11 protein-coding genes and 1 pseudogene are annotated in these 14,079 nt (G+C 71.1%); 7 read left to right on the top strand and 5 right to left on the bottom strand.

Translation table 11 applies throughout. The features are described from left to right. Together AC08OP_RS10255 and AC08OP_RS10250 are read right to left on the bottom strand one after the other, a co-directional pair. A partial coding sequence (locus tag AC08OP_RS10255) for a serine/threonine-protein kinase (protein WP_476613979.1) occupies positions 1-1,625 on the bottom strand: 1,625 nt, incomplete at its 3' end. Positions 1,626-1,718: 93 nt separating this feature from the next. Then, entirely contained in the window at positions 1,719-3,593 is a 1,875-nt protein-coding gene (locus AC08OP_RS10250) for a serine/threonine-protein kinase (RefSeq protein ID WP_476613978.1), read from the bottom strand. 118 nt (positions 3,594-3,711) lie between these two features. On the opposite strand from AC08OP_RS10250, the gene AC08OP_RS10245 reads away from it, so the two are divergent. From AC08OP_RS10245 to AC08OP_RS10230, 4 genes and pseudogenes are all read left to right on the top strand, one after another. Beyond that, entirely contained in the window at positions 3,712-4,146 is a 435-nt protein-coding gene (locus tag AC08OP_RS10245) for a cytidine deaminase (RefSeq protein ID WP_462186664.1), read from the top strand. Next, positions 4,143-5,447, top strand: a complete 1,305-nt coding sequence (locus AC08OP_RS10240) for a thymidine phosphorylase (protein WP_476613977.1) — start codon at positions 4,143-4,145, stop codon at positions 5,445-5,447. The genes AC08OP_RS10245 and AC08OP_RS10240 overlap by 4 nt, the downstream gene beginning before the upstream one ends. Positions 5,448-5,552: 105 nt before the next feature. Next, positions 5,553-6,653 (top strand): adenosine deaminase, encoded by a 1,101-nt coding sequence (locus AC08OP_RS10235; RefSeq protein WP_476599688.1) that lies wholly within the window; start codon positions 5,553-5,555, stop codon positions 6,651-6,653. Then, positions 6,653-7,259: pseudogene (locus AC08OP_RS10230) on the top strand (DNA-3-methyladenine glycosylase I). The gene AC08OP_RS10235 and the pseudogene AC08OP_RS10230 overlap by 1 nt, the downstream one beginning before the upstream one ends. A 51-nt stretch (positions 7,260-7,310) precedes the next feature. Here the strand turns inward: AC08OP_RS10230 and deoC are convergent. Beyond that, positions 7,311-8,090, bottom strand: coding sequence for a deoxyribose-phosphate aldolase (deoC, locus tag AC08OP_RS10225; protein ID WP_476613976.1), 780 nt, complete (start codon positions 8,088-8,090; stop codon positions 7,311-7,313). Positions 8,091-8,130: 40 nt separating this feature from the next. Here deoC and upp point away from each other — a divergent pair, with 40 nt between their 5' ends. Continuing rightward, positions 8,131-8,769: a uracil phosphoribosyltransferase gene (gene upp, locus AC08OP_RS10220; RefSeq protein WP_476613975.1), complete on the top strand. Its 639-nt coding sequence runs from the start codon at positions 8,131-8,133 to the stop codon at positions 8,767-8,769. Here upp and AC08OP_RS10215 read toward each other — a convergent pair. Then, positions 8,715-10,664 carry a phospho-sugar mutase gene (locus AC08OP_RS10215; RefSeq protein WP_476613974.1) on the bottom strand — a complete coding sequence of 650 codons (1,950 nt, stop codon included), beginning with the start codon at positions 10,662-10,664 and terminating at the stop codon, positions 8,715-8,717. The genes upp and AC08OP_RS10215 overlap by 55 nt on opposite strands. Before the next feature lie 18 nt (positions 10,665-10,682). Then, positions 10,683-11,495 carry a purine-nucleoside phosphorylase gene (locus AC08OP_RS10210; RefSeq protein ID WP_476613973.1) on the bottom strand — a complete coding sequence of 271 codons (813 nt, stop codon included), beginning with the start codon at positions 11,493-11,495 and terminating at the stop codon, positions 10,683-10,685. Between the two features lie 39 nt (positions 11,496-11,534). Here AC08OP_RS10210 and AC08OP_RS10205 point away from each other — a divergent pair, with 39 nt between their 5' ends. After that, positions 11,535-11,921 carry a hypothetical protein gene (locus AC08OP_RS10205; protein WP_476613972.1) on the top strand — a complete coding sequence of 129 codons (387 nt, stop codon included), beginning with the start codon at positions 11,535-11,537 and terminating at the stop codon, positions 11,919-11,921. 200 nt (positions 11,922-12,121) lie between these two features. After that, positions 12,122-13,978: an aspartate--tRNA ligase gene (gene aspS, locus AC08OP_RS10200; protein WP_476613971.1), complete on the top strand. Its 1,857-nt coding sequence runs from the start codon at positions 12,122-12,124 to the stop codon at positions 13,976-13,978. The last annotated feature ends 101 nt before the right edge of the window (positions 13,979-14,079 follow it).

The raw sequence follows: 14,079 nt of genomic DNA, 5'->3' as shown, positions 1-14,079 counted from the left end.
GTCAGGGCGATGGCCGCGCCCATCACGAGCATGGCCGCTCCGGCCACGACCGCGATCGTCCGCTGTCGACGCCGCTGGGGGTCGCCCGGTCCGTGACCGTGCCCGTCGCGGCGGGGAGGCTCGGCGCGGCGCCGGGCCTCGCCGAGGGGCAATAGTCCGGCGGCGTGATTGTCGTCGTCGAACAGATCCAGGTCGGAGGTCGCCGACACGGGGGTGGCCGCGCCGATGCGGGTCACGTCGTCGTCCACCGGAGACCCCGCCACGCTGTTGAGCCCGATGCTGGTCGGCGCGTCGTGGTCGGGGTCGGGCCGCGTCCGGCCAGGCGGTGCTGCGCGGTTCTGCGGCGTGGTCCGGTCCGGCGGGATCACGTGGTTCGATGGGCCGGTGCGGCCGGGTTCCCCACGACCGGTGCGCGACTCGGCAGCGCCCGCAGCTGCCACGGCGGCCCCGTCAAGGGGGTTGAGTAGGGGATCCACAGTGACGTCGCGGTCAGCGGGGACGGGCGGCGCGGCGGCGGACGCCGAGCGGTTCGCCGGGCGCGGGACAGCCCCCTGGTCTCCCACGGCCGCCGGAGCCGCCTCGCCCGCCTGGACTCCCGCGGTCCCGGCGACACCGCCGCCCGACCCCGGCCGGGAATCTGCGGCCGGTCCGGCGCCTGCTGCCGGCTCGGCCGGGTCGTCGAGGTTCTCCAGGCCGACGTCGACGGAACTCGCGTCCGTCTCCTCGCCCGTCCGAGGACGGGCGTGCATGACCGAAGCCGGTACCGGATTCGCATTGCGCGCGATCGGGATCAGCCGCCGGCGGATCTCCGTCACGTCGGGCCGCTCCTCGGCCGGCCGGTCCATCAGGTCACTGAGCAGGTTGCGCAACGGGCCGGCTAGCCGGAAGGCCCGCCGGCGACCCTCGACCACGGCGGTCAGTACGGCGTAGGTCTCCGGGCCCTCGAACGGCGGCTGGCCCTCGACAGCCGAGTACAGCGTCGCGCCGAGCCCCCACAGGTCGCTCGCGGGAGTGCCGGAGGAGCCCCGGACCCGCTCGGGAGCGATGTAGGCCGGGGAGCCGACCAGGGCCCCAGTGCCGGTCAGGGTTACGTCGCCCTCGGTCGCGGCGATGCCGAAGTCGGTGAGCCGCACCCGGCCGTCCCGCCCGAGCAGGACGTTCCCGGGCTTGACGTCGCGGTGGAGCACGCCCGCCGAATGGGCCGCGGCGAGCGCGTCGGTCAGCGCCAGCCCGATCGCGGCGACCTGGTCGAAGGGCAGCGGGCCCTGGTTGCGGATCACATCGCCGAGGCTGTCCGCGTCGACGAGTTCCATGATGATCCAGTGCCGCTGATGTTCCTCGACCACGTCGTACACCGAGACGATGGCGGGACTGTGCAGCCTGGCCAGGGCACGGGCCTCGCGAAGAACCCGGGCCCGGATCGCGTCGCGCTCGTTCTGCGCGCCGGCCATCGGCACGAGGATCTCTTTGATGGCGACCGGGCGCTGGAGTAGTTCGTCCTCACCGCGCCAGACGACACCGGCTCCACCACGCCCGATGGGCGTGTCAAGCCGGTAGCGCTGCGCTACGTAGCGAGGTGTGCCGTGCCGGGAGGTGTCCGGGGGCACACTTGCCGATTTAGCCATCGTGTCAAGTCTGACAGATGGACTGATGCGCGCGCCGGACGGCCCGCATCTTTCCGAACACTACGGGCACCGCAAATCCGTCGATGGCCGACATCACGGACCGGGCCGGAAGGTGGCGAACAGCTGGCGCATCAACGGTTGATCTTGCAGCCACAGATCCTCCCTGGTATGCCAGTACAGGGCATACCCGTGGCCGTTGCGAATCGCACCCCGGTTGAGCACATGCACCATGACCCCGTCCGACCCGCGGTACCCGAACTCCCAGTCGGCCTGGTTGGTGCCATCCCCACCATCGCTGGGAGCCAGCCGTATCCGCCGATAATCCCGCACGCTCTGCCGGAAGCCGGCCTCGTTGCGTCGCCAGTCGCCGATGGCAGAGGTGTTTGCTTGCCTGACGCTACCGACACGTAGGAAGGACCGGGCAGCCGGGTCCACGAAGTCGACGTTTCCGGGTCCGCCGGGCCCCTCGCGGCGCTGCCAGTCCGAGGGGTACGCCACGGACCAGCCGGCGGTGGGATCGACGTAGGACACCCAGCCAGGCGGGCCCGTGACCGGGGTGGTTTCCCGCGCGACGGGCTCCCCGGCCGCCGCCGGGCCCGCCGGGGCCGACCCGCCGGCTCCGGTCGGCGACGAGCTGCCGCCGGTCTGGTTGGTCGAGGTGCCGCGGCTCTTGTCGTCCGGGCCACCTGTCACCACGATCACGATGCCGATGATCGCGGCGGCGGCCAGTGCCACGAGCGTCGCCACGGCGATGGTCACGCGACGCCGATCCCCGGCGTCGGGGTCGCGTGGCGGACCTCCCGCCGGCTCGATTCCTGCCGGCCCGTCGGGCGCCGGCCGTAGCCGGGCGGTCGACGGTGGGGAGGCCGGTGCGGCGGTGGCGAAGAGATTAGCCAGTTCGACGTCGCCGCCGGTGAAACCGTTGCCGTGCCCTCGGCCGATGAGCCGGGCCCGGGCCGGGATTCCGCCCAGGGCACGCATCCGGTCGATCGAGTGCATGCGCTCCAACGGCCCGGTGGGACGGGACCGAGGTGTCCGCGACGGCGTGGCCTCCTGACGCGTCTCGGTGTCCTGGCGGGCTCCGGTGTTCTGCTGAGCCGCGGCGTGCTGGCGGACCGCATCTCGTTCGACTAGCTCGCGCAGTCGCCTGCGTACGACGGTGAGCGGTGGTCGGCTCGCCTCGTGCGGGGCCATCAGGTCGTCGATCACCGGTATAAGTGGTCCGGCCAGCCGGAAGGGCTGGCGTCGTCCCTGAAGCAGGGCGGTGAGCACCGAAATCGGGTCACCGCCGGTGAAGGGCGGGTAGCCTTCGACGGTAGTGAACAGCGTGGCGCCCAGTCCCCACCGGTCACCCGCGGCGCTGCCGGCATCGCCACGGGCGCGTTCCGGCGGCAGGTAGGCGGGGGAGCCCATCACCATCCCAGTGCTGGTGAGCCGGGGATCCCCCTGGCTGACCGCGATGCCGAAGTCGGTCAGCCGGGCCCGGCCGTCCGCGGTCACCAGCACGTTGCTCGGCTTGACGTCGCGGTGCACCACGCCGAGCCGGTGCGCGGCCTCCAGGGCGTAGGCGAGGCTGATACCGATCCGGCACGTCTCCTCGACCGGCAGCGGTCCGCGATCGTTGATGATCGTGGCGAGGGACTGGCCGTCAACGTATTCCATGATGATCCAGGGCAGCTCGCCGTCGTCGATGACGTCGAGGACGGCGACGGCACCGGGATGATGCAGCCGACCGGCGGCGCGCGCCTCGCGTAGGACCCGCTCGCGGGTCAGGTCGCGTTCGTCCGCGTTCTCCCCGAGCGGCAGCCGTACTTCCTTGATTGCAACCACGCGCTGGAGCAGCTCGTCGGTGGCCCGGTGCACGACGCCGAATCCGCCGCGTCCGATGACCCCGTCGAGCCGGTACCGTCCCCCGACGAGGGCCACCGCTCTGGCCGAAGCCGGATTGTCCGGGGACTCGCCTGCCATCCCGTCGTCCCTTCCGATCGCCGGTGGGGCTCGCATCCATGGGATCACATCGTGGCCGGACCGGGGGTCGGGCATGCTGGCGACAGCGACCGAACGGACCACGGACCTGGGGTGCAGTGTGAACGATAAAGACTGGGAGCGGTTGCGGAACGCCGCTGTCCGTGTCGCACAGAGCGCCTACGCGCCCTACTCGGGTCTGCGGGTGGGTGCTGCTGCACTGGTCGTGGATCTGCCGGACGCCGCCGGGCGTACCACCGGTGACGACCCGTGGATCGTCGTCGGCTGCAATGTTGAGAACGCGTCCTACGGCCTCGGGCTGTGCGCCGAATGCGGTCTCGTCTCGGCGCTGCACGCCAGAGGCGGTGGTCGGCTGCTGGCGTTCGCCTGCGTCGACTCCGACGGTGCGCCGTTGGCGCCCTGCGGACGGTGCCGCCAGCTGCTCTACGAGCACGGCGGGCCGGATCTGCTCGTCGCCACGGGCGACGGCGTGCGCACCATCGCGGACCTGCTCCCCGCAGCGTTCGGACCGCACGATCTACCGGGTGTCGCGTGAGCGGGAGCTTCGACGTCGTCGATCTGATCCGGGCCAAGCGAGACGGTCGACCCGTCGATCTCCGGGCCGTCGACTGGCTCATTGACGCCTACACTCGGGGTCTGGTCGCCGACGAGCAGATGTCGGCGTACCTGATGGCGGTGGTGTGGCGCGGGATGGCTCCCGCAGAGCTGGACCGCTGGACCGCCGCAATGATCGGCAGCGGGGAGCGCCTGGACCTGACCGGCGTGGGACGTCCCACCGTCGACAAACACTCCACCGGAGGGGTCGGGGACAAGGTCTCGCTCGTCCTGGTGCCGCTGGTCGCCGCCTGTGGGGCCGCGGTCCCACAGCTCGCCGGGCGGGGGCTCGGTCACACCGGTGGAACGCTGGACAAGATGGAGGCGATCCCCGGCTGGCGAGCGGATCTGTCGGCCGCCCGGATGCGTGAGCTCCTCGCCGAGGTGGGTGCGGTGATCTGTGCCGCGGGTGCCGGCCTCGCCCCGGCCGACCGCCGGCTCTACGCGCTGCGGGACGTCACCGGAACCGTCGAGTCGATCCCGCTCATCGCATCGTCGATCATGAGTAAGAAGATCGCCGAGGGCACGTCGGCGCTGGTCCTGGACGTCAAGGTCGGCTCTGGGGCCTTCATGACGTCGGTGGATGAGGCCCGTGAGCTCGCCCGGGCGATGGTCCGGATCGGCGTTGCCGCCGGGGTCCGCACCGAGGCCCTGCTGACCGGGATGGACCACCCCCTCGGCCGGACCGCCGGGCACGCGCTGGAGGTGGCCGAGGCCGTGGAGACCCTCCGTGGTGGTGGGCCGGCGGATCTGGTGGAGGTCACCGTCGCGCTGGCCAGAGCGATGATCGACCTCGTCGCCACCGAGCTCGGCCACCGGTCCGGTGCTCTCCATGATCCCGCGCAGGTGCTGGCTGCCGGGGACGCTTTTGCGGTGTGGCGGGCGATGGTCGCGGCCCAGGGCGGCGATCCGGACGCGCCGCTTCCGGCGGCGAGCCATGTCGAGACCGTCCCCGCGCCGGCGACCGGCTATCTCCACCGCCTGGACGCCCGAGCGGTCGGCGTGGCGGCGTGGCGGCTTGGCGCGGGCCGGGCCCGCAAGGAGGACGCGGTCTCCGCGACGGCGGGCGTGCGGTGGCGGGTGGGAATCGGTGACCCGGTCACGGCCGGCGAGCCGCTGCTGGAACTGCACACCGACGACCCGGCCAGCGTCGAGCGAGCCCGGGAGGCCCTGACGGGAGCGGTGGAGGTCGCCGCGACGCCGCCCCCGAGCACACCGCTCGTCCTCGATCACCTCAGCTGAACCGATCACCTCAGCTGAACCGGTCCCGGCAGTCCGGGTCGTCATCGTGCCGTCGCTGTTCTGTCGTACCCGTGGCCTACCGTCGAGACGATGACGGAGGACATGATGACGAACGACGCACGGCCCCCGACGATCACGGTTGAGGACATCCGCCGGGTGCCGAAGGTACTGCTTCATGACCATCTTGACGGCGGGCTCCGGCCGGCCACGGTGGTCGAGCTCGCCGACGAGACCGGTTACCGCGATCTGCCGACCACGGACGTCCACACCCTGAGCACGTGGTTCCGTGGCGGCGCGCATAGCGGCTCGCTCGTCCGCTACCTGGAGACGTTCCGGCACACGGTGGGGGTGATGCAGACCCAGGAGGCCATCATGCGGGTGGCGCGGGAGTGCGCGGAGGATCTCGCGGCCGACGGCGTCGTCTACGCCGAGGTGCGGTTCGCCCCCGAGCTGCACGTCGAGCGCGGGCTGTCCCTGGACGCGGTGGTCGAGGCCGTGCTTGACGGGTTCCGGGCCGGTTCGGCCGGCACACCGCTGCACCTTCGCGCCCTGCTCACCGCGATGCGCCATCAGGCCCGCTCACTGGAGATCGCGGAGCTCGTGGTCCGGTGGCGCGATGCCGGCGTGGTCGGGTTCGACATCGCGGGCGCCGAGGCGGGCAATCCGCCCACCCGTCACCTGGACGCCTTCCAGTACATCCAGCGGGCGAACGGCCACTTCACGATCCATGCAGGCGAGGCGTTCGGCCTGCCGTCGATCTGGGAGGCCGTGCAGTGGTGCAACGCCGATCGGCTGGGGCACGGAGTGCGCATCGTCGATGACATCACGGTCGATCCGGACGGTAAGGCGATCCTCGGTGATCTCGCGAACTACGTGCGCGACGTCCGGGTGCCGCTGGAGATGTGTCCCTCGTCGAACGTGCACACCGGAGCCGCGCCGAGCATCGAGCGGCACCCCATCGGGCTGCTTCGCCGGCTGCAGTTCCGGGTCACGGTCAACACGGACAACAGGCTGATGAGCGGCGTGTCGCTGTCGAGTGAGTTCGCGACCCTCGTGGACGTCAACGGCTACGGCTGGTCCGACATCCGTTGGCTCACCCTCAACGCGATGAAGTCCGCCTTCCTGCCCTTCGACCGGCGGCTCGATTTCATCAACAACGTCATCAAGCCGGGCTATGCGGAGCTTGTCTCCGCGGAGTCAGCCTGATGAGCGGTGGGCCGGTGAGGCCCGCCTCGGATGTCGTGGTGGGAGCCGATGGTTGCCCGCGATGCCCGTGGGGTCTGTCCGCGCCGGAGTACGTCGCCTACCACGACGACGAGTGGGGGCGTCCGGTCAGGGACACGGTCGGTCTGTTCGAGCGGCTGACTCTGGAGGCGTTCCAGTCCGGCCTGTCGTGGTTGACGATCCTGCGCAAGCGGCCGGCGTTCCGGGCGGCGTTCGCCGGATTCGACCCGGCCGCCGTGGCCGCGTTCGGTTCCGCGGATGTCGACCGGCTGCTCGCCGACGCCGGCATCGTCCGAAACCGCCGCAAGATCGAGGCGACGATCGCCAATGCCCGCGCCGTCCTTACGCTGGACCGTCCCCTCGAGGATCTGATCTGGTCGTTCCAGCCGGAGCCGGACGGGGCGGGTGGCGCCGGCCACCCTCGCCGACGTGCCGGCGAAGACCCCCGAGTCGGTGGCGCTCGCCAAGGGGCTGCGCGCGGCCGGGTTCGTCTTCGTCGGTCCGACCACCGCCTATGCCCTGATGCAGGCCTGCGGGCTCGTTGATGATCATCTGTCTGGCTGCTGGGTGGCGGGGCGCGTGGGCTAGCCGTCAGATCTCGGCTGTGGCCGTCGGCGGCGGATCATCCGGGGAAGCCGGTCACCTGGGAAAGCCGGCGAGCACATCCGCGGAGGCGGACAGTCCGAGCCGGGTCGCGCCGGCCTCGATCATCTCGATCGCCTTCTCGGCGGTGCGGATGCCGCCCGAGGCTTTGATGCCGAGCCGGCCACCCACGGCCGCCGCCATCGCCCGCACTGCGCGCACGCTGGCCCCGCCGGCCGGGTGGAAACCGGTGGAGGTCTTGACGAACTCGGCGCCGCCGGCCTCCGCTGCCCGGCAGGCGGCGACGATGCTCTCGTCCGGCAGCAGGGCCGTCTCCAGGATGACCTTGAGCACGACGTCCGGCGGCACCGACAGCCGGACCTCGGTGATTTCGGTCTCGATCGCTCGCCAGTTCTCGTCCATCGCGTTGGCGATGTCGATGACCATGTCGATCTCCGTGGCGCCGTCCGCGACCGCCCGCCGCGCCTCCTCGGCCTTGATGACGGTCAGGTGCGTGCCGTGCGGAAAGCCGATGACGGAAGCGACGCCGAAGGCCGGCCCGACCTCACCGCCGTCCCGTCGGGTACTCGCGGCGGCCAGGTAGACATGGGTCGGCGCCACACAGACGGCACCGACACCCAGCTTGGCAGCTTCCCCGCACAGCGCGAGTATCTCCTCGCCGGTGGCGGACGGCTGTAGCAGTGTGTGGTCGACTATCCGGGCCACCTCGGCGCGCCGCAGCGTGGGGCGAGCGCCGGCGGCCGGTCGGGAGGGGCGCTTCTCGGGTTCCTCGCCGGGACGGTCCGATCCTGCCGGAGCCGTTGTCATACGTTGCATCATTGCCGATCGCCCGGCTTCGCGTACGAGGAGTCCTTCCGTGCAGCTGCACATCGTCGACCATCCCCTCGCGGCCTCGTCGCTGACCGTCCTGCGGGACGAGCGCACGCCCCGGTCCCGGTTCCGGCCCGTCCTGTACGACCTGGCGATGATGCTCGTGTACGAGGCGACCCGTACGCTGCCGACGATGCCGGTCACCGTCACGACTCCGCTGGCCACGACCTCCGGGGCGCGGCTGGCCGCGGAACCGGTCGTCGTCCCGGTGCTGCGGGCCGGGCTCGGCATGCTGCCGGCGGCGCTCAACCTGCTTCCCGACGCCCACACCGCGTTCATCGGGCTCTCCCGCGACGAGACGACCTTCGAACCCACGGCCTACCTGGAGGCGGTGCCCACCGATCTGGCCGGCCGCCCGGTGCTGCTGCTCGACCCGATGCTCGCCACCGGCGGTTCGGCCCTGCACTGCCTGCGGCTGCTCGCCGACCGCGGGGCGCGGGGCGTCACCGTGGTCTCCGTGGTGGCAGCACCGGAGGGCCTTGCGGCGCTGGAATCCGGTGGCCCTGCGGTCGGCACGGCCGACCTGACCGTTGTGACCGCCGTGGTCGACGAGAGATTGAACGAGACGGCCTATATTGTGCCCGGGCTCGGCGACGCGGGTGATCGGATCTTCGGCGAGATGTGATCTCCGTCGCGTCCGTCGAGCAGATTGCCCGCGGCCGTGTGCAGGTGGAGCAGGCGTGCCGCGGCCTGGTCCCGAGCCGCGGGCACCGCGTCGACGGCATGCCCCGGCACCGGCTCCACGGTCTCGAGGTACACCTTCAGTTTGGGTTCGGTCCCGCTCGGGCGGAAGATCACCCGATCCTCGTCGAGGAACAGCATGAGCACGTCGGCGGGTGGCAGGACCGGATGCGCCGCGTCGGCACGGTCCACGGGGCCGGTACGGTCCACGGGGCGTGCATGATCCACGGGGCGTGCGGGTCGAGGGGGGATCCCTCCCGGCGGTGCGTTCCCGTCCCGCCCGCCGGCCAGCAGGTCACGGACTCCGGTGACGGGACGCCCGGCGAGGCTGGTCGGCGGCTGGACCCGCAGGTGGTGCATCATCTCGTCGATCTGGGTGACGTCGTCGAAGCGCGCCGAGTGTTGCCCCGTGAGATGGACACCGAGTCGTGCGGACAACTCGTCGAGTAGGCCTGGCAGGGTCCGACCTCGTCGCTTCGCCCGCGCGGCGATCAGAGCGATGGCGAGGGCGGCGGTGATGCCGTCCTTGTCGCGGACCAGATCCGGGGCGACGGCGTATCCGAGTGCCTCCTCGTAGCCGAAGACCAGCCGCGCGTCCGCACGCATGATCCACTTGAATCCGGTCAGCGTCTCGGCGTAAGGAACCCCGACCTCGGCGGCCAGCGCACGCAGACCGGAGGAGCTGACGATGGTGGTCGCTACCGGACCGGGGCGGGAGCGCAGGACATGATCGGCGAGAAGCAGACCGACCTCGTCACCGCTGAGTACCCGCCCTCCGACGGCGACGGCGCACCGGTCGGCGTCGGGATCGTTGGCGAGTACCAGATCGGCGTCGATGCGCTCGCCGAGCGCCAGAACCCGGTCCATCGCCCCCGCCTCCTCGGGGTTCGGCCACTGGACTGTCGGAAACTCCGGATCGGGTTCGGCCTGCTCGTGGACGACCTCGGGTGCGGCGAGACCCGCGGCGGTGAACACGGCGCTGAGAACGGCTGCGCCGACACCGTGCAACGGGGTGTACGCAACGGTCAGGGCCGTCGCGTCCGTGGTCACGTCCGTGGTCACGTCTGTGCGTAGGTCGGTGGCTGTGGCTGTGGCTGTGGCTGCCCGGCCGGCGGTGGCCGCCGCGTGTATGTAGTCGTCGACGACATCCGCATCGAGCCTCCGCCAGGTCTCGGCGAGTGGGATCGCCCGGGCGGGGCCGGCAGCCGCGATCATTCCTTCGATCTCACTGTCCGCCGGAGCCACGAGCTGCGCCCCCCGCGCGGCGCCCGAGGAAGCATCACCCAGGTAGACCTTATAGCCGTTGTCGGTGGCCGGATTGTGGCTGGCCGTGACCATCACGCCGGCGTCCGCGCCCAGCCTGCGCACGGTGAAGGCCAGCACCGGAGTGGGCACCGGCCCGGGGAGTACCAGCGCCCGCAGTCCGGCACCGGCGAACACCCGGGCGCTGTCGAGGGCGAACGCCTCGCTGCGATGCCGGGCGTCGTAGCCGACGACGACGGTCGCCGTCGAGGAACTCGGTGCCGCCTGTGCTGGTGGTGTCGCCCTGCTCGTGAGCCAGGTGGCGAGTCCGGCGGCGGCGCGGCGCACCACGGCGGTGTTCATGCCGGCTGGACCGGCGCGCAGTGGCCCGCGCAACCCGGCTGTGCCGAACCGCAGCGGTCCGTGGAAACGTGTGGCCAGCTCCGCGAGCAGCGTGGCATCGTGACCCGCGCCGTCGCGCAGCCGGGCCAGTTCGGCCTGGTCGGCGGGATCCGGATCATCGGCCAGCCAGGCCTCGACCTGCTCGGCGAGTGGGCTGGGCAGGGACGTCGGGCCTGGTCGGGACGAGGACGGCATCGCGATTCCGCCGTGGTCCTACAGCCGGGTGACGATGTCGGCGAGCAGGATACCCATGCGTTCCGCGGCGGCGGCTCCCGTGGCCAGCACCTCGAGATGATCTAGCGGCTCGCCGCTCATCCCCGCTGCGAGGTTGGTGACCAGGGACAGGGCCAGCACCTCCGTTCCGGCGGCCCGCGCCGCGATCGTCTCGTGCACGGTCGACATGCCGACCAGGTCGGCTCCCAGGAGCCGCAGCATGCGGATCTCTGCGGGTGTCTCGAAGTGCGGACCGGGCAGTCCCGCATACACTCCTTCGGCCAGGGTGGGATCGACCTCGCGGGCAAGCGCCCGTAGCCGGGGGGAATAGGCGTCGGTCAGGTCGGTGAACGCCGGACCGACCAGGGGTGAGCGGCCGGTCAGGTTCAGGTGGTCGGCGACCAGGACGGGCTGGCCGACGTACATGTCCGCGCGCAGACCGCCGGCGGCGTTCGTCAGTATGACGGTCGACGCGCCGGCCGCACAGGCCAGGCGGACCGCGTGGACCACCCGGGACAGGTCATGGCCCTCGTAGGGATGTACGCGGCCCAGATAGATCAACAGGCGGCGGTCGCCGAGCTGGACGGAGCGTGCGGTCGGCTTGTGCCCGGGAACGTCGGTGTTGGACGGGAAGCCGCCGAGTTGAGTAAACGTGACCTCGGTGACGTCGGTCGCCTGCCGGGACAGTACATCGGCGGCCGGGGGCCAGCCCGATCCCAGCACAATCGCGATGTCGTGCCGGTCGGCTCCGGTCAGCTCGGCCAGGGTGGCGGCCGAGGCCGCCGCGTTCGGTTCGTCCGCCTGTGCCCTCACCCGGCGACTGTACGGGGTGCGTGGAGGACACTGACGCCCGTGCCCCTGATACCGTCCCATCGTCGTCTCCCGGCAGTGCCCTTGGAGTCCGGCGAGTTCATCGAGGTCGTGCTGCGCGGTCGGCTCACCGACCCGAGCGGGCCCGGACGGTTCACGGCGAAGGTCGAATCCTTCGTCGGACACCGGTTCGGGGCCTCGCGCTGGATCGTGCTGACCGATCGGCGGCTGCTGGTCCTCGCCCCCTTCCCGCGGGAGGGCGACTGGTTCGACGTCGTCTTCGACCGTCGTGAGGTGACGGCGTCCCGAGGCGTCAAGCACGGAGATGTGATCACCGTCGAGCTCACCACTCCCCGCGGCCGTCAGGTCCTGCGCATCTCGGCCCGGCTACGCGGGGAGGCGGGCCGTTTCATCCGCGCGCTGCGCTAACGGCGAACGATCTCGCGGTGCGGGCCCGTGCGGCCCGTGCGGCCTGTCCGGCCCATGCGGTCGCCGGGAGCGGCGGTCTCGCGGTTACCGGCCGATAGGGTCAGGACTGGATCCCGCGACGGGCGCAGTGACATCGCCACACATCTGGCGAGAAAAGTACCCGGCGGGCCGGACCAGACTGCGATGGGAACAACGGATCGATGACTACGACCCAGTCGACCACCGGCGAGCTACCGATCCCGGTGGCGGGGGCCGCCACCTCGGGCGGGCGGCAGCGCACGGCCATGCGCACACATCTGTGCGGTGATCTGCGATCGGATCACGTTGACCAGACCGTGACGGTGTGTGGCTGGGTGGCGCATCGCCGTCAGCACGGCCAGTCGCTGACCTTCGTCGACCTGCGTGACCATTCCGGGATCATTCAGGCGGTCGTCGACGGCTCGGTCGACGTCCGGACCGAGTACGTGTTGCGGATCACCGGTACCGTCGCCGTCCGCCCGGAGGGGACCGCGAACCCCGCCCTGGCCACGGGCGAGGTCGAGCTACGCGACTGCGAGGTGCAGGTGCTCTCGGTCGCGACACCGCCGCCGTTCCCGCTGGACGATCGAGCCGACTCCGTCGATGAGACCACTCGTCTCGCCTACCGCTATCTCGATCTGCGCCGTGACCGGATGCAGCGCAACCTGCGGATCCGCTCGGCGGTTCTTGCGGCGATGCGCTCGGCGCTCGCCCCGCTGGACTTCGTCGAGGTCGAGACGCCGCTGCTGATGCCCTCGACACCGGAGGGAGCGCGGGAGTTCATCGTCCCGTCGCGCCAGTTCCCAGGCAGTTTTTACGCCCTCCCGCAGTCACCCCAGCTTTTCAAGCAGTTGCTCATGGTGGGCGGGACGGATCGCTATTTCCAGTTCGCCCGATGTCTGCGCGACGAGGACCTGCGGGCCGACCGGCAGTACGAGTTCACCCAGCTCGACCTCGAGATGAGCTTCGTGGACCAGGACGACGTGCTCGGCGTGACGTCGGCGGCGGTTTTGGCCGCGGCCCGGGCGGTGACCGGCGGCCCCGTGCTGCCGATCGAGCGGATGTCCTGGCACGAAGCGATGAACCGCTTCGGGGTCGACAAGCCGGACCTGCGGTTCGGCATGGAACTCATAGAGTTGACCGCGGTCTTCGCGGGTAGCGGTTTCAAGGCGTTCGCCGGGGCCGAGGCCGTCAAGGGAATCCGCGTACCCGGCGGGTCAGCCTCGCACAACCGGCGCAAGCTCGACGATCTCACCGCGCGGGCGAAGGGACTGGGCGCGAAGGGCCTGGTCTGGATGCGGGTCGGTCCCGGCGGCGAGCTGGAGTCCCCGGTGGCGAAGTTTCTCGCCGCCGAGGAACTCGCCGGCATCGTCGCGGCAACCGCGGCGGTGGCGGGCGACCTTCTTCTCCTGGTCGCCGACGAGTGGCCGACCACCTGCGAGGTGCTCGGCCAGCTTCGCAACGATCTGGGCCGCCCGCCGGCCGGCGAAGGTCCCTTGCGGTTCGTGTGGGTCGTCGACTTCCCGCTGTTCGTCGGGGTGGATCCCGGCACCGGACGGCCGAAGCCGGGGCATCACCCCTTCACCCGTCCGCACCCCGACGATGTGGACAAGCTGGAGACCGATCCGCTCGCGGTGCGTAGCCGGGCGTACGACCTGGTGCTCAACGGCTGGGAACTCGGATCTGGCTCGATCCGGATCCATGAGAGCGATCTCCAGCAGCGCATCTTCGGGATCCTCGGAATCTCGCCGGCGGAGGCGAGGGCTCGATTCGGCTTCTTCCTCACCCCTTTCGGCTACGGGGCGCCACCGCACGGCGGATTCGCGGTGGGGATCGACCGGTTGGTGGCGATCCTCGCCGGTGAGGAGAACATCCGGGAGGTCATCGCTTTTCCCAAGACCCAGTCGGGACTCGACCCGTTGACGGGCGCCCCGACGCCCGTGACCGATCGTCAGCTGCGTGAGCTGGGGGTGCGGGTGGTCACTGCACCGGCACCGGCACCGGCACCGGGACCGGGACCGGGCCCGGTAGCCGTCTGAGCGCGTCGGGCCCGGCCGATGGGCGGTGAGGTGGTCGGGCCGGGCATTGCCGCGACCAAGCCTTTGGCCAGCTCCCCGGTGGGGGGTGGTGGGGTAGGAAC

Source organism: Frankia sp. CeRuru1 (assembly GCF_977966315.1).
Note: the sequence above shows the minus strand (reverse complement) of the source record. Positions and strands in the feature narration are given on the sequence as shown.

Bases quoted from the DNA above. Each gene is read 5' to 3' on its own strand.
- AC08OP_RS10215 (WP_476613974.1), bottom strand. From the start codon at position 10,664: ATGCCGTCCTCGTCCCGACCAGGCCCGACGTCCCTGCCCAGCCCACTC.
- deoC (WP_476613976.1), bottom strand. From the start codon at position 8,090: ATGCAACGTATGACAACGGCTCCGGCAGGATCGGACCGTCCCGGCGAG.
- aspS (WP_476613971.1), top strand. From the start codon at position 12,122: ATGACTACGACCCAGTCGACCACCGGCGAGCTACCGATCCCGGTGGCG.
- AC08OP_RS10235 (WP_476599688.1), top strand. From the start codon at position 5,553: ATGACGAACGACGCACGGCCCCCGACGATCACGGTTGAGGACATCCGC.
- AC08OP_RS10250 (WP_476613978.1), bottom strand. From the start codon at position 3,593: ATGGCAGGCGAGTCCCCGGACAATCCGGCTTCGGCCAGAGCGGTGGCC.